We start from the raw sequence: 14,340 nt of genomic DNA, 5'->3' as shown, positions 1-14,340 counted from the left end.
GGCTTACGAAGGAATGACGGTGCGCGCGCTGGCACCGCTCGCGCTCACCCGCCCCCTAGCCTTGCCGTCATGGCGACGGAGCGGTCCACGGGCGTCGGGCTGTCCGCGGCGCTCGTGCTCGTGCTGGCCGCCACCGTGATCCCACCACTGACCGGCTGGGACGTGCATGCCCGCGACACCGGCGCCGACGTCTTCCCGCCCCTGCACGGCTACGTCCAGGCCAAGCTCGGCCCCGGCACCATCCCGGCCCTCGTGCTCGCCCTGCTCGGGTGGCGGCACGCCCGGGCGCTGGCCGACTGCCTCCCGTGGCGTCGCCTGCTCGTCACGTCGTACGCCGCCGGGCTGGGGTGGCTGCTGTCGCTGGCGTACGTCGACGGCGCCGCGGGGATCTCCCGGGTGCTGGGCAACCACTACGAGTACCTGCGGACGGCGCGGCAGGTCACGTCGGTCCACACGCTCCTTCAGGTCTACGTCGACCGCATCCCGGAAGGATCGGCTGGTCAGTGGCCGGTGCACGTCGCCGGCCACCCGCCGGGGACGCTGCTGTTCTTCGTGCTGCTCGACCGGATCGGGCTCGGCGGCGACTACGCGGCAGGCCTGGTCGTGACGGTGCTCGCGGCGACCACCGCCCTCGCGGTGATGGTCACCCTGCGGCTGCTCGGGGGCGAGGCGGTCGCCCGTCGGGCAGCCCCCTTCCTCGTGCTCGGCCCGGCCGCGGTCTTCATGGCCGTCTCGGCCGACGCCCTGATGGGCGCCGTCGTGGCCTGGGGTCTTGCCGCCCTGGCCGCCGGCGCGACCGCCGCCTCACGCGGCCGGATGGTCGCCTGGTCGACACTGGCCGGGCTGCTGCTGGGCTACGCGTGCCTGATGTCCTACGGGCTGCCGCTGGTCGGCCTGCTCGCCGTGGCCGTCCTCGTCCTCGCCCGCTCGTGGCGGCCGCTGCCGGTCGCCGCAGTCCTCGCGCTGGCCGTGGTCCTCGCCTTCGCCGCCGGCGGCTTCCGGCTGTGGGAGGCCTACCCCGTGCTGGCCGACCGCTACTGGGCCGGCATCGCGGCGGTCCGCCCCGCGTCGTACTGGATGTGGGGCAACCTCGCCGCGCTCGTCATCTCCGCGGGCCCGGTGCTCGGCGCCGGGCTCGCGAACCTCCGTCGCACCACCGACCGGCTCGTCCTCTGGCTGGCGGGGTCGGCGGTCGCGGCCGTGCTGCTGGCCGACGCGTCGCGGATGAGCAAGGCCGAGGTCGAGCGGATCTGGCTGCCGTTCGTCCCGTGGCTGCTGCTCACCACGGCGCTGCTGCCCGAGCGGTGGCGCCGGCCTGCGCTGGCCCTCCAGCTGGTCACGGCGCTGCTCGTGCAGCACCTGCTGTACACCAGCTGGTAGCTAGCGGCGGAGCGGCGCGGTCGCGAACGCCCGCAGCCCCTCCTCGGGTCGCACCAGCGCGCTGAACCCCAGGTGGGCCCGCGCCCGCTCGGGCGAGGCGACGATGTGCCGGACGTCGCCGAGGCGGTAACCGCCGGTGACCTCGGGCGCGAGGTCGCGACCGGTGCCCTCGGCGACCCGCTCGGCAACCTCGCGGATGGCGACCGGGTGACCCGAGGCGACGTTGTACGCCGCGTAGTGGCCGCCCCGCTCCCCCGCCACCGCCCGGATGGAGGCGACGTTGGCGCGCGCGACGTCGTCGACGTGCACGAAGTCGCGCATCTGGCCGCCGTCCTCGTAGACCTGCGGCGCCTCACCCCGCTCGAGCGAGCTGCGGAACATCGCCGCGACGCCGGAGTAGGGAGTGTCGCGGGGCATGCCCGGCCCGTAGACGTTGTGGTAGCGCAGCGCGATCGCGGCGGCGTCGGCCTGCCGCACCCACGCGGAGGTGTAGTGCTCCTGCGCGACCTTGCTGGCGGCGTACGTGCTGCGCGGGTCCAGACGGGCCGTCTCGTCGACGAGCGCCCAGCCCAGGGGGCCGTCGCAGACGGGGCAGTGGTTGTCGAAGTCGCCGGCGTCCAGCGCCTCCCGGGACCGCGGCGCCGGCACCTGGTCGCCGTGGTCGGCACAGGCGTAGCGACCCTCACCGTAGACGACCATCGACGAGGCGACCACGAGCCGATCGACCCCCGCGCCGTGCATCGCGGACAGCAGCGCGGCGGTGCCGAGGTCGTTGTGCGCGGCGTAGTCGGGCAGGTCGGAGACCTTCACGCCCGCCCCGACGAGCGCGGCCTGGTGACAGACCACGTCGACCCCGCGCAGCAGGTCGCGCCACTGCTCGGCGTCGCGGACGTCGACGCGGTGGGTGCCGGCCGGCGCGACGGCGGAGCCGTGGGCCATCGGCAGCATCACGTCGACGGGGACGACCTCGTCGCCGGCCTCGGCCAGCTGCCGGGCGATGGCGCTGCCGATGAACCCGGCCGAGCCGGTGAGCAGGACCCTCACGGGCTGACGCCCGGGATCGCGTAGGTCAGGTCGAGGCCGTCGGCCCACGTGGAGCAGGTGCAGCCGTCGGGATCGGGCAGGGACGCGATGGTCGTGGTCAGCAGCCCGGTGAGCCGGTCGAGGTTGGCCTTGAACAGGGCGAACACCTCCTCCTGCCCGACGCCGACGCCGCTCTCGGCGCCGGCGTCCATGTCGGTCACCAGCGCGATCGGCGTGTAGCACTGCCGCATCTCCCGGGCCAGCGCCGCCTCCGGAGCACCGGTCATGTTGATCAGGGTCCAGCCCTCGCCCGCGTAGGCACGCGACTCGGCCCGGGTGGAGAAGCGCGGGCCCTCGATCACGACCATGGTGCCGCCGTGGGTGATGCTGATGTCGTTGCTGGCCCCCGTCACGGCGGCGGCAAGCCGCGCGCAGTAGGGGTCGCCGAACGGCACGTGCACCGCGCCACGCTCGACGTAGGACGGGACGCGACGCCAGGTGCGGTCCACGAGCTGGTCCGGCACGACGATGTCGCCCGGCGCCACCTCGTCGCGCAGGCCGCCGACCGCGCACGGGGCGAGCACCTGCCGAACGCCCAGCGAGCGCAGCGCCCACAGGTTGGCGCGGTAGGGGATCGAGTGCGGCGCGTGGTCGTGGTGCGGCCCGTGCCGGGGGACGAACGCGACCCTGCGACCCGCGACCGTCCCGACCGCGATCGGCGCCGAGGGGGCGCCGTACGGCGTCTCGACGACGTGCTCGGTCGGGTCGTCGAGGAAGGAGTAGAAGCCGGTGCCGCCGATCACGGCGACGTCGGCCACGCTGTCCGGCGAGGGGGCGCTCATGCCGGCGATCCTGCCAGCCGGGTCCTGAGCGCCGCCCCGAGCACGACGAGCACGAGGGCGCCGGCGAGCAGCGACAGGACCGCGTAGCCCCACTCCCCCACCACGAAGCCGGCGAGGCCACCCGCGGCCGCCGCGGTCACGCCGGTGACGAGGTCCGAGACGCCCTGGACGTCGGTGCGCGCGTCGAGCGGCGCGTGGTCGGCGACCATCGTCGAGGCGGACACCGTGGCGAAGGACCAGCCGAGGCCGAGGAGGAACAGGCCGACGAAGATCTGCCACGAGGAGCCGTCCGGGGAGTCCGCGCAGACGACCAGCGAGATCGCGAGCAGGACACCGCCGACGGCGAGGGTCTGCGGGCGGCCGAACCTGTCGGCGAGCCAGCCGACGACCGGCGAGAACGCGAACATGCCGAGGACGTGCACGCTGATCACGATGCCGATCACCCGGAGCTCGGCGCCGCCGTGCGCCATGTGGAGCGGCGTCATCACCATCACCGCGACCATCGCGGCGTGCGCGCAGCCCATCGCCGCCATCGCCTGGCCGAGGATCGGCCGCTCCCGGACGGCCTCGATCGCCCGGCCCCAGCTGGTGCCCTGAGGCGGGGTGGCCGCGACGCCGGCGGCCTCGCGGCTGAGCAGGAGCGGGTCGGGGCGGAGGAACACGCCGACCACCAGCGCGGCCGCCAGCATGCCGATGCTGCCCAGCGCGAACGGCCCGGTGAGCTCGGGGATGTGGAGCCGGTCCGCGAGCGCGCCGGCGGGCCCGGTCAGGTTGGGGCCGGCGACCGCGCCGATGGTGGTGGCCCACACGACCGTCGACAGGGACCGGGCGCGGTGGGCGGCCGGCGCGAGGTCGGTGGCGGCGTACCGCGAGCCGCTGTTGGCCGCGGACGTCGCACCCAGGAACACCGCGCCGACGAGCAGCAGGGACATCGAGCCGAGCACGCCCGCCACCACCGCGAGCAGGGCGCCAGCGGCCCCGAGCAGGTAGCCGGTGACGAGGCCGACCCGCCGCCCCCGCCGCGACATCAGCCGGGCGAGCAGGAAGGCCCACCCGGCCGTGCCGAGCACCTGCGCGGTCTGGCTGAGGCCGGCGAGCTTCTCGGAGCCGGACAGGTCCCGGGCCAGCAGCGACGCGGTGGCGATGCCGATCGTGATGCCGACGGCACCGACGACCTGGGCGGCCATCAGCGTGCGGATCGTGCGGCGCTGGGCCTGCTCGAGATTCACCGCTGGGTTCAACGGTCGGACGCCGGGAGGTCCAGCGCGCGCCAGACGGCCGCCCAGACCTGCTTGGGCGGGACGCCCGCGTCCAGCGCCTCGGCGGCGGTGCGCCCGCCGAGGTCGGCCATCACGAACTGGCCCGCCCACGCCTTCGCATACGCCGTCCCCAGGGCCAGCTCCATCCGCTCCCAGAACTCCGTGTGCCTCATGTGTCCTTCCGCATTGCTCCACTCACGTCGTGCAGATGGTGCACCACGTCGTGCAGGTGGTAGCGACCGAGGCTCTCGACGGTGAACCCGCTGCCGTTGCTGCGGATGCCCGCGCGCCCCCACGCGTCGTCGGGCACGGCGGCGTACCGCTCGGCGACGGCGTTCGCCGCGACGGTCAGCTCGCGCCCGACGACGACCGGGTCCTGGAGGTCGTAGCGCTGCTGGACGGCGGTCTCGTCCTGGTCCCAGTTGGCGAAGTGCGGGACGTCCTCCTCGAGCATCAGGCGGACCCGCTCGTCGAAGACCCGGTGCACGTCGCGGACGTGGCAGGCGTACTCCGTCGGCGACCACACCTGCGGCGCCGGCCGCTTCGTCAGGCCGGGCCCACCGTCCAGCACGCGGGCCCACGACGCGGCGTTGGCCAGCAGCCGCCCCGCGAGGTCACGTGCCGGGACGTCTGCGGCCACGAAGCCGCACTCGGGGCAGGGCCGGTCGAGCACCCAGGTCCAGTCCTTGGTGTCGGGGGTGACAGGTTCCATGCGCCCATTCTGGCAAGGTCTGCCCCCATGGAGATCCGTCTGGCCACATCCGCCGACCTGCCCGCGATCGCGGCGATCTACGACGCGGAGGTGCTCGGCGGGATCGCGACCTTCGCGACCGTCCCGCCGGGGATCGACTACTGGGAGAGCCGGCTGCACTCCCCCGCCACCGGCGACCACGTGTTCGTCGCCGAGTCCGACGGCGCGGTGGTCGGCTACGCCTACTCCGGCTCCTACCGTCCCCGCGACGCCTACGCCCGCACCCGCGAGACCTCGGTCTACCTCGCCGACGCGGCCCGGGGCCGCGGCACCGGCCGGGCCCTGTACGACGCCCTCCTGGCGACCCTGCGCGCCGACGGGATGCGCCTGGTGGTGGCCGTGGTGGCGCTCCCCAACGATGCCAGCGTCGCCCTGCACCGCGCGTGCGGCTTCAGCAGCGTCGGCGTGCTGCACGACGTGGGCCACAAGTTCGGCCGGTGGATCGACACCGAGCTGTTCGAGCTGCTGCTCACCTGATTGGGGTATCCGGGTTCGCTCACCGGTCCCCACGTCGTCGCTGCGTGTCACAGTGCCGATCGGGGAGCCGAACGGGCGCGCGCGGTGAGGGGAGGCGTGGATGTCGACTGACGAGACCGTCCGCGTCAGCCCGCCTGCGACCGGGGGCGGCGACCTCACCCCGGCACTGCTCGCGAAGGACGTGTGGGACGACTCCGACCTCGCGGCCGTGGGCATCCCGGTCCGCGACGTGCCGTTCGTGACCGTCGGTGCCGGCATCGGCTCCTTCGTGACGGTCGACTACCTGCGCATCGCGGGCGTCCCGGCGTCCAGCATCAAGGTGCTGGGCAACAACGAGACCCCGTGGTCGACGTACGAGTACCTCACCCGCAACTCGCAGATCCCGCGCAACGAGCGGCTCCGCTCGGACTCCGCGTCCTGCCCGGACTGCATCTGGGGCTTCCCCAGCTACGCGATCCGCGAGGCCTGGTCAGCGAAGGGCCTCCGGGCCAAGCTGGCGCCGCTGTGGAACGTGCTCACCGAGCCCATCCTCTCCGACTACTGGACCCCGCGCGCCGGCCAGGTCTTCGAGTCCCTGGAGAAGGAGGCGGCGCGGATCGGCTACTACGAGTGCCTCGAGAAGGGCCTGGTCCGCGTGGTGCGCCGTCGCAACGGGGGCGGCTACTTCACCATCCTGACGCCGCCGGCGGGCACGTCACCGACCAAGCGGGTCGCCTACCGCAGCCGCTTCGTGCACGTCGCGGTCGGCTACCCCGGCCTGAAGTTCCTGCAGGACCTCCAGGACTACCGCGACACCTACCAGGACTACGCGAGCGTCGTGAACGCCTACGAGCCGCACGAGGGGCTGTACGCCGAGCTGCTGCGCCGCCCGACCACGGTGGTGATCCGCGGCAGCGGCATCGTGGCGTCGCGGATCCTGCAGCGGCTGATCGACGACCGCGACCGGCACGGCAGCCAGACCACCATCGTGCACGTCTTCCGCACCTACGTGACCGGCTCGCACGGCCCGAGCATCTTCATGCGGCGCCGCGGTGGCGACGGGTGGGCCTACCAGGGCTTCAACTACCCCAAGTCGGTGTGGGGCGGCCAGCTGAAGAGCCGGATGCGCCGGCTGGAGGGCGAGGACCGGGCCGCGCTCTACAAGACCATCGGCGGGACCAACACGCCGGTCCGCTCGCTGTGGCAGGAGCAGCAGTCCCGCGGCCGCAAGGAGGGCTGGTACCGCACCGTCACCGGCACCGTGCAGTCCGTCGTGCCGGCCGGCGACGGCGCGGGCGGCGGCACCGTCACGCGCATCATGACCGACCAGGGCGTGCTCGAGCTGCAGGCCGGCTACGTCATCGACTGCACCGGGCTCGAGGCCGACATCGGCGAGCACCGGCTGTTCGCCGACCTGCTCGAGCACACCGGCGCGGGCCGCAACCCTCTGGGTCGCCTCGATGTCGAGCGCACCTTCGAGGTCCGCGGCACCGCCAACGGCGACGGTCGCCTGTACGCGTCGGGCACCGCCACCCTCGGTGGCTACTTCCCCGGCGTCGACACGTTCCTGGGTCTCCAGATCGCCGCGCAGGAGATCGCCGACGACCTGGCCCGCCAGGGCTTCGGGAAGCGGATCGGCCCGGTCCGCTCGGTGGTCCAGTGGCTGCGCTGGGCGCGCGGGAAGGCGGTCTGAGCATGCTGCCGACCCTCCTCGGGCGTCTCCAGACGCGCGTCTTCCTGATCGCCGTCGTGGGCGGGCTGTGGGCGCTGGTCATCGCCCCGCTGCTGCCCGGCGGCGGCACGCTGACCGACCGCTACCGCGCGATGTACGCCGTGCTCGCGATCGTGCTGGTCCTCGGCCTGGTGTGGGAGGTCGTCTACCACCTGCTCCAGCAGTTCCGCTGGGAGAAGGACTGGCCGACACTCTTCGCGCTCCTCGTGGGCGTGCCCGAGGGGCTGGCGGCGTACGCCGTGGCCCGCAGCGGTGTCCTGTCCTGGGCCGAGGACATCACGCCGGCGGCGTTCGTCGTCGGCTTCGGCACCACCTGGCTGGTGACTTGGCTCGTCGTGAGCGGGCCGATGCGCGCCCTGACCGTCCACTGGCGGTTCCGCGGAGGGAGACTGGTGTGACCGAGATGTCCGTCCCGACGGCGGGTTCAACGTCGTCGTGGACCTCGATGCGGGTGGTGCTGGCGCCGGGTGACCTCGTGGTCGCCCGGGAGGGCCTGGCCATCCTCGTGGCCGACCCACGCACCCCCGGCCAGGAGTCGGTCGTCGACCGGTTGCAGGAGCTGTGCACCGAGGTGGGCAGGTCCGTGGCCCCCGGCGCGGCCCGGGACCTGGTCCGCGCGTGCGCGATGCTCCTGGCCAACAGCGCTCCGCCCGACGTGCCGGCGCTCGGGGTCGTGACCGTCGACCGGGACCACCTGGTCGTGACCCTCACCGACGGCATGCGGATGGCGGTGACCGGCCCGGACGGTACCAGCGACCTGGTCTCGACCGACGACTCGCTGCTGCCGGTCAACCGGGTGCTGCGGCCCGGGGTCATGCGCGTGGTCGTCGGACCCGACCCCGGTCGCCTGGACCCCGACCGTCGCAGCAACCTCTCCGGCGGCGTCGTCCGCGCCGGCGGGGTCTTCCTCGAGCCCACCGCGCCGGTGGCGCAGGACGGGCACCTGCACGAGACGCTCGTGGACCTGGAGCCCGTGCCCCAGCCGGAGCCGGAGCCCGAGCCCCTGCCCGAGCCACCGACGTTCACCACGTTCTCGCTCGAGCCGGAGCCGGAGCCCGAGCCCCAGCCCCAGCCCCAAGCAGCTGCGCCGACCCCTGCTCCGACGCCCGTGCCCATGCCGGACGTCGACGAGGACGGCCCGCTGGTGCGCGGCATCGTCTGCTCCCGCGGCCACTTCAACCCACCGGACGCCCGCTTCTGCGAGCGCTGCGGGATCTCCACGGTCCAGCAGACCCACAACGTCATCACCGGTCACCGGCCCCCGCTGGGGGTGCTGGTCCTCGACGACGGCTCCGTGCACGCGCTGATCCGCGACTACGTGATCGGCCGCGACCCGGGTGCCGCGGACGACGTACGGGACGGGCGCGCCACGGCCCTCGTGCTGGAGGACCCCGACCTGTCCCTGTCCCGCGTGCACGCCCGCCTCGTCCTGGACGGCTGGGACGTGCGGGTGGAGGACGCCGGGTCGGTCAACGGGACCTACGTCGCCGATCCCGGCTCCGAGGAGTGGCGCCGGCTCGAGGCGGACGTGCCGACCACGATCCCGGCGGGCTCGCGGCTGCGGATGGGCGCGCGCACGATGACGTTCGAGTCGCACCACAAGCTCTGAGCGATGCCCCGACGGCCCGAGCCGTCAGGGCGTCGCGAGGTCAGCGTCGGACGATGTACTCGCGGTAGCGGGCGTGGTCCGTGGGCGAGCCGTCGCAGTTGATCAGGCCCTCGTAGACGTCGGTGAGGCGCTGTGTGCCCTCCAGGCGCACGGGGAGCCCGTCGGCGTCCTTGCGGACGACCCGCAGGGGCGACCACACGATCGTCGAGGTGTCGCGCCCCTTGGTGCCCGGGACGTCCTTGCCCGTCTGGGTGTCCTGGCAGACCCCCTCGAAGACCGACTTGCCGCCCTTGGGCGGGATGACCACGAAGTGCTTGCCGTCGTAGGTGTAGCGGAACACCGAGCCGCTCGAGGAGTGGATCACGCCGGCGCACGACTGGTGCTTGCACTTCTTCAGGTCCAGCGTCCAGACGCGGTGCTCCTTCTTGGGCCCCTTCGGGGTGTAGGTGCTGGACAGCAGCACTCGCGTGAAGTCGTACTTGCCGGAGGGCGTCAGCTCCTCCAGGGTCTTCGGCGTGGGCGACGGGTCGTCGACCGGCTGGGCCGACGGCGAGTCGCTGGCCGCCGGCGGCGTCGCCGTGTGGTCGGGTCCGCCCCCGGTCTTGGCCGCCACGGTGGCCACGGTGGCGACGACCACTGCCCCCACGACGCCGCCGATGAGGGCGAGCCGCTTGGTGCCGGACTTCGCGGCCTTGACCGCCTGCGAGGACACGATCGAGGCGGTGTCGACCAGGACGGTCGGCGCTGCGGTGGAGCCGAGGCCCGCAGCGGCCAGCGGCGCGGTGGCCGCGACCAGGGCCGCGATCGAGGCCCGCTGGAGCCAGGCCGGGCCGAAGCGGCGGCGAGCCGCCTCCTCCAGCTCCGCGAGGAACGCGCGAGCGTCCTGCGGTCGCTGGGCGGGGTCCTTGGCCATGCTGCGCCGGAGCAGGTCCTGCAGGTCGGCGCCGTGGCCGTCGAGCAGCGGCACCTCCTCCTCGACGTGCCGGCGCACGGTCGTGGCCAGGTCGGAGCCGGCGTACGGCGGGTGGCCGGCCAGCAAGGTGTAGAGGACCGCGGCCGTGGAGTAGACGTCACTGGCGCGGCTGAGGCTGCCCCCGACGCCCGCCTCGGGGCTCATGAAGGCCGGGGTGCCGACGAAGCCGGCCTCGCCCGTCGGAGCGGCCAGCCCGAAGTCGACGAGCTTCGAGGTGCCTTGCAGGTCGGCCAGGATGTTGCGCGGCGACACGTCGCGGTGCAGCAGCCCGCGGTCGTGGGCGAAGGCCAGCCCGAGCACCGCCTCGCGGATCACGCCCACGGACTGCTCGGGGGTCAGGGTGCCGTGCTGCTCGAGGATGCGGTCGAGCGAGGCGCCGTCGACCCACTCCTCGGCGAGCCAGGCGCGGTCGTCCTCCTCGACGAAGTCGTAGACCTCGACGACGTGCGGGCTCTCGAGCCCGGCCAGGATCTCGGCCTCCGCGCGCAGTCGCTCGCGCATCTCGGCCGACCGGGAGATCGCCTCGGACAGGACCTTGATCGCCGCGGGCCGGTCCAGGGCCACGTGCCGGGCCCGGTAGACCGTGCTGGTGCTTCCCTCGGCCACTCGCTGGAGGACCTCGTAAGGCCCGTACATCTCGCTCATTGCGTCCCCCCTGACGCCCCCGAATGATTGAGTGCGCGGCCGTTCGGGGACGGGCCGCCCGATCCGAAGGTAGGGCGCGCGGCGCCTGATCGGCGGTCGTGCGCGACCGTTCCCCCAATCGCGGTACGCCGTTCCGCAGGGACTCGAGCCGGGCCGTGACGGCTCTACGATCGCCGGATGGACGAGGGGGCCGTGCCTGCCGGGTACGAGCTCGTCCGCGTCCTCGGCGCCGGTGGTTTCGGCGAGGTGGTCCTGGCCCGGCACACCGCACTCCACCGGATGGTGGCCGTCAAACGCATCCACGCGGTGGCGCTCGCCGACGCCGACAGCGTGGCCCGCTTCCAACGGGAGGCGAAGCTGCTCGCCTCCCTCGACTGCCCCTCGGTCGTGCGCGTCTACGACCTGACCGTGGGGACGCGGCAGGCCCACCTCGTCATGGAGTACGTGCCCGGCGAGGCGCTCTCCGACATCGTCGCCCGCGGGCCGCTCCCGGGCCCCGAGGCGGTGCCGGTGCTGCGGGACGTGGCGGACGCGCTCACCACGGCCGCCGGGCACGGGATCGTGCACCGCGACGTCAAGCCGCACAACGTCTTCGTGCTCCCCGACGGGCACGCGAAGCTCGGGGACTTCGGGCTCGCCCGGGCCGTCTCGGACCCGTCGGTCTTCCGGACCGACGCCGCGTCGGCGATCGGCACCCCGGCGTACTTCCCGCCCGAGCTGGGGCTCGGCCAGGGCGAGCCGGACGCGCGCTCGGACGCCTACAGCTTCGCGATCGTGGCCTACGAGGCCCTCACGGGACGGCGACCGTACGACGCCCCCGACGCCCTGGCCCTGATCAGCGCGCACTGGCGGCTGGAGCCCCCCGACCCGCGCAGCCTCCTGCCCGGGCTGCCGGCCAAGGCGGCGAGCGTGCTGCTCGCCGGCCTCGCCAAGGACCCCGCGGGCCGGCCGCTCCCGGACGAGCTGGTCGCCCGGCTCGAGGCGATCCCGACCTCCGCGTGGCCGGCCGTCGAGCGCCGGCCGGCACCACCTCGCGCGACCCAACGCAGCGCCCCGACCGTCCGGGTCGAGGCGCCCACGGCCCCCGCTCCACCGCCACCGCGGCGCCGGCCACGGCGCCGCCTCCTCGTGGGCGCGGCCGGCCTCGCCGTGCTGCTGGGCGTCGGCGGCGTCGCCTGGGCGACCCACCGGCCCGCCCCCGCGATCACGGTTGACTCGGTCCGGCTCACCAGCGACCCGGACCCCGCCTCGGTGGTGTGCCCCGACGGCACGGTGCGGCTGGACGCCGCGTTCGCGACCAACGGGGGCACCGGGTCGTTCACCGTCCGCTGGACCGGGCCGGACGGGACGACGCTCTCCGAGCGGCGCGTCGCGGGCCGGTCGGGGCAGCACACCGTGCGGAGCACGCTCCGGCTCGACCTCAGCGGGCCGCGGCCGATCACCGGTGACGTCACCGTCGTGGTCGTCGGGAGCGACGTACGGGCGAGCCGGGCGGTGCGCTACCGCTGTCCCTCGCGCTGATCCACCCGCGGGCGCTCGCAACGCCGGGTGAGCATCGCGTCGAGCCGCTCGTCGTTGTCGTGCGCGCTCCCCCGGACCTCCAGCACGGGCCCCGTCCCCGCCGCGGGGTGCGGCCCGTCCGCGACGCCGCGCACGAGCACGAGGGAGCCGCCGTCGAGGCCCGTCCGCTCGAGGAGATCGTCCTCGGTGGTCTGGCTGGCGGCGATGCCGGCCTCCTCCAGCCGACGCTCGAGGGTGCTCGCCCGGCGCGTCTCGCGACGGCCGCCGCGGGTGACGAGCTGCAGGGGTACGCCGAGCCGCTCGGCCACCCGGGCCGCCTGCTCGACCGCCGCCGTCCCGTCCGCCGTGGTGCCGACCCGTGCGGCGACGCCGGTGACGGTGGTCGCCGCGTCGGGGACGTGCAGCGTCACCACGACCGCGTCGTCGTGCTCGGCCGCCGCCGCGGCCAGGGCCGATCCGGCCGCCGCCAGCACCACGTCCGCGCCGGTCGCCTCGGCATGCACCCGCGCCTCGGCGACGGGATCGTCGGCCAGCTCGGAGTGGACGTGCACGACGGCGCCGGCGGCCGTGGCCCGCCGGGCCAGGGACTGGGTCGCCTCGAGCGAGGTCGCGAACGCGGCCAGGTCGGCCAGGCGCCCCGAGCCCACCTCGACCCGGCGGAGCGGGCGGGCCTCGATCCGGCTGATGACCAGCTCGCTGTCCTCGCCGGTGCCGAGCAGCCGAACGCCCCAGTCGACGAGCTGCCCGTCGGGAGCGTCGGCGCCCTCCGCCAGCACCAGCACCCGGTGCTCGGCCGACAGCCCGAGCGCGGCCCGCTCGGCCTCGAGGATGTCCCGCTGGACGGCCCGGTCCGGGTAGATCAGCCGCAGCAGCGGCTCGGTCATCACCGTGGTCAGGATCGCCATCAGGACCATGACGGTGAAGAGGCGCTCGTCGAGGACACCGACGCTCAGGCCGACGTTGAGCACGACCAGCTCCGTCAGGCCGCGGGTGTTCATCAGCACGCCGATGGCGGCGGCGCGCCGGGACCGGATACCCAGCCCCCGGGCGGCCGCGGCCGCACCCAGGAACTTGCCGAAGCAGGCCACGGCCATGACCGCGAGCAGCTCGACCAGTCCCGAACGGCCCAGGGCCGTCACGTCGACGTTGAGACCGGTCACCACGAAGAAGACGGGGAGCAGCAGCAGCACCGTCACCTGTTCGACCCGCTCGAGGATCTCCTGCGAGAGCCGCTCGGCGCCGCGCCGCGGCATGGCCGCCCCGAAGAGGAAGGCCCCGAAGATCGCATGGATCCCGATCCGGTCGGTGAGGAAGCTCGAGAAGAGCACCCCGACCAGGACGACGGCGAAGATGTCCGGCGTCAGTCCGCCGGCCGCGTCACGTCGGTCGACCAGGACACGCAGCCGGGGACGCACGACCAGGAACATCACGACCACGAACCCGACGGACTCCGCGACCATCCGCACCAGGTCGGCGCCACCCGAGGAGCGCACGATCGCGAGCACCACCGCGAGCATGATCCAGGCGAGCACGTCGTCGACGGCCGCGCAGGCCAGCGCGAGCGCGCCGGTGGGCGTGCGCTGCATGCGCCTCTCCTGCAGGATCCGGGCCAGGACCGGGAAGGCGGTCACGGACATGGCGGCGCCGAGGAACAGCGCGAACGGCACCAGGTCGACGTGCTGTCCCGCCACCGTGTCGTGGCGGCCGTGCAGCCACAGCGCGAGGACGGTGCCGAGACCGAAGGGCAGCGCCACCGAGCAGGCCGAGATCGTGCCGGCCGTCGCGCCCTTGCCGCGGATCAGCCCGAGATCCAGCTCGAGCCCCACGACGAACATGTAGATGGTCAGGCCCAGGGCCGCCACCACGGCGAGGTAGGGCCGGACGTCGGGCGGGAACAGGTCGTCGGTCGGGTTGCCGGGCAGCGCGCCCAGCAGGGAGGGCCCCAGGGCGAGGGCGGCCAGGATCTCGGCGACGACCGTCGGCTGGCGGAGGCGGCGTACGAGGGGGCCCAGCAGGCGCGCGACGAGCACGATCACGGCGATGTCGAGGAAGACCAGGGCGATGGTCTCCTGCGTGTCGTGAGCAGCCATCAGCGCTCCCCCCGTCTCTTGGCACACCTTGGCCGCCGAGATCTCGAAAGTACCCCGGC

General features: G+C 74.1%; 13 protein-coding genes. 6 read left to right on the top strand and 7 right to left on the bottom strand.

The genetic code is table 11. The features are described from left to right. The first annotated feature begins 69 nt into the window (after positions 1–69). On the top strand, positions 70–1,380 hold the full coding sequence (locus EJF31_RS03605; RefSeq protein ID WP_125035703.1) for a hypothetical protein: 1,311 nt from the start codon (positions 70–72) through the stop codon (positions 1,378–1,380). Here EJF31_RS03605 and EJF31_RS03600 read toward each other — a convergent pair whose 3' ends face one another. The 5 genes from EJF31_RS03600 to EJF31_RS03580 are packed head-to-tail and all read right to left on the bottom strand — an operon-like array spanning position 1,381 to position 5,216. Then, the gene (locus EJF31_RS03600) at positions 1,381–2,424 is read right to left on the bottom strand and encodes an NAD(P)-dependent oxidoreductase (protein ID WP_125035702.1); all 1,044 of its coding nucleotides are present in this window, start codon (positions 2,422–2,424) and stop codon (positions 1,381–1,383) included. It abuts the gene before it with no gap. After that, positions 2,421–3,245, bottom strand: a complete 825-nt coding sequence (locus EJF31_RS03595; protein ID WP_125035701.1) for an S-methyl-5'-thioadenosine phosphorylase — start codon at positions 3,243–3,245, stop codon at positions 2,421–2,423. The genes EJF31_RS03600 and EJF31_RS03595 overlap by 4 nt, the downstream gene beginning before the upstream one ends. Beyond that, entirely contained in the window at positions 3,242–4,474 is a 1,233-nt protein-coding gene (locus EJF31_RS03590) for an MFS transporter (protein WP_260430592.1), read from the bottom strand. The genes EJF31_RS03595 and EJF31_RS03590 overlap by 4 nt, the downstream gene beginning before the upstream one ends. A gap of 8 nt (positions 4,475–4,482) precedes the next feature. Then, on the bottom strand, positions 4,483–4,677 hold the full coding sequence (locus EJF31_RS03585; protein WP_125035700.1) for a DUF3046 domain-containing protein: 195 nt from the start codon (positions 4,675–4,677) through the stop codon (positions 4,483–4,485). Further along, a complete protein-coding gene (locus tag EJF31_RS03580) occupies positions 4,674–5,216 on the bottom strand; it encodes a DinB family protein (RefSeq protein WP_125035699.1) in 543 nt (180 codons plus the stop codon). The genes EJF31_RS03585 and EJF31_RS03580 overlap by 4 nt, the downstream gene beginning before the upstream one ends. A gap of 27 nt (positions 5,217–5,243) precedes the next feature. On the opposite strand from EJF31_RS03580, the gene EJF31_RS03575 reads away from it, so the two are divergent. The 4 genes from EJF31_RS03575 (at position 5,244) to EJF31_RS03560 (ending at position 9,052) form a co-directional block, all read left to right on the top strand. Then, complete coding sequence (locus tag EJF31_RS03575) at positions 5,244–5,732, top strand: GNAT family N-acetyltransferase (protein WP_125035698.1); 489 nt, start codon at positions 5,244–5,246, stop codon at positions 5,730–5,732. Between the two features lie 100 nt (positions 5,733–5,832). Continuing rightward, the gene (locus EJF31_RS03570; RefSeq protein WP_125035697.1) at positions 5,833–7,404 is read left to right on the top strand and encodes a hypothetical protein; all 1,572 of its coding nucleotides are present in this window, start codon (positions 5,833–5,835) and stop codon (positions 7,402–7,404) included. Positions 7,405–7,406: 2 nt separating this feature from the next. Next, positions 7,407–7,841, top strand: a complete 435-nt coding sequence (locus tag EJF31_RS03565) for a hypothetical protein (protein WP_125035696.1) — start codon at positions 7,407–7,409, stop codon at positions 7,839–7,841. A gap of 5 nt (positions 7,842–7,846) precedes the next feature. Further along, complete coding sequence (locus EJF31_RS03560; RefSeq protein ID WP_260430618.1) at positions 7,847–9,052, top strand: FHA domain-containing protein; 1,206 nt, start codon at positions 7,847–7,849, stop codon at positions 9,050–9,052. A 40-nt stretch (positions 9,053–9,092) separates the two neighbouring features. On the opposite strand, the gene EJF31_RS03555 is transcribed toward EJF31_RS03560, so the two are convergent. Next, a complete protein-coding gene (locus EJF31_RS03555) occupies positions 9,093–10,670 on the bottom strand; it encodes a serine/threonine-protein kinase (protein ID WP_125035694.1) in 1,578 nt (525 codons plus the stop codon). Between the two features lie 177 nt (positions 10,671–10,847). Here EJF31_RS03555 and EJF31_RS03550 point away from each other — a divergent pair, with 177 nt between their 5' ends. Further along, the gene (locus EJF31_RS03550) at positions 10,848–12,191 is read left to right on the top strand and encodes a serine/threonine-protein kinase (protein WP_125035693.1); all 1,344 of its coding nucleotides are present in this window, start codon (positions 10,848–10,850) and stop codon (positions 12,189–12,191) included. Here EJF31_RS03550 and EJF31_RS03545 read toward each other — a convergent pair. Further along, on the bottom strand, positions 12,170–14,281 hold the full coding sequence (locus tag EJF31_RS03545; protein WP_125035692.1) for a cation:proton antiporter: 2,112 nt from the start codon (positions 14,279–14,281) through the stop codon (positions 12,170–12,172). The genes EJF31_RS03550 and EJF31_RS03545 overlap by 22 nt on opposite strands. Between the last annotated feature and the right edge of the window lie 59 nt (positions 14,282–14,340).

It is taken from the genome of Nocardioides sp. LS1 (assembly GCF_003865225.1).
GTDB classification, from domain to species: domain Bacteria; phylum Actinomycetota; class Actinomycetes; order Propionibacteriales; family Nocardioidaceae; genus Nocardioides; species Nocardioides ginsengisegetis.
Note: the sequence above shows the minus strand (reverse complement) of the source record. Positions and strands in the feature narration are given on the sequence as shown.

What these genes read in the sequence shown, in the direction of transcription:
- EJF31_RS03555 (WP_125035694.1), bottom strand. Translation starts at nt 10,670, where the DNA reads ATGAGCGAGATGTACGGGCCTTACGAGGTCCTCCAGCGAGTGGCCGAG.
- EJF31_RS03565 (WP_125035696.1), top strand. Translation starts at nt 7,407, where the DNA reads ATGCTGCCGACCCTCCTCGGGCGTCTCCAGACGCGCGTCTTCCTGATC.
- EJF31_RS03580 (WP_125035699.1), bottom strand. Translation starts at nt 5,216, where the DNA reads ATGGAACCTGTCACCCCCGACACCAAGGACTGGACCTGGGTGCTCGAC.
- EJF31_RS03575 (WP_125035698.1), top strand. Translation starts at nt 5,244, where the DNA reads ATGGAGATCCGTCTGGCCACATCCGCCGACCTGCCCGCGATCGCGGCG.
- EJF31_RS03545 (WP_125035692.1), bottom strand. Translation starts at nt 14,281, where the DNA reads ATGGCTGCTCACGACACGCAGGAGACCATCGCCCTGGTCTTCCTCGAC.
- EJF31_RS03585 (WP_125035700.1), bottom strand. Translation starts at nt 4,677, where the DNA reads ATGAGGCACACGGAGTTCTGGGAGCGGATGGAGCTGGCCCTGGGGACG.
- EJF31_RS03605 (WP_125035703.1), top strand. Translation starts at nt 70, where the DNA reads ATGGCGACGGAGCGGTCCACGGGCGTCGGGCTGTCCGCGGCGCTCGTG.
- EJF31_RS03570 (WP_125035697.1), top strand. Translation starts at nt 5,833, where the DNA reads ATGTCGACTGACGAGACCGTCCGCGTCAGCCCGCCTGCGACCGGGGGC.
- EJF31_RS03550 (WP_125035693.1), top strand. Translation starts at nt 10,848, where the DNA reads ATGGACGAGGGGGCCGTGCCTGCCGGGTACGAGCTCGTCCGCGTCCTC.
- EJF31_RS03595 (WP_125035701.1), bottom strand. Translation starts at nt 3,245, where the DNA reads ATGAGCGCCCCCTCGCCGGACAGCGTGGCCGACGTCGCCGTGATCGGC.
- EJF31_RS03560 (WP_260430618.1), top strand. Translation starts at nt 7,847, where the DNA reads ATGTCCGTCCCGACGGCGGGTTCAACGTCGTCGTGGACCTCGATGCGG.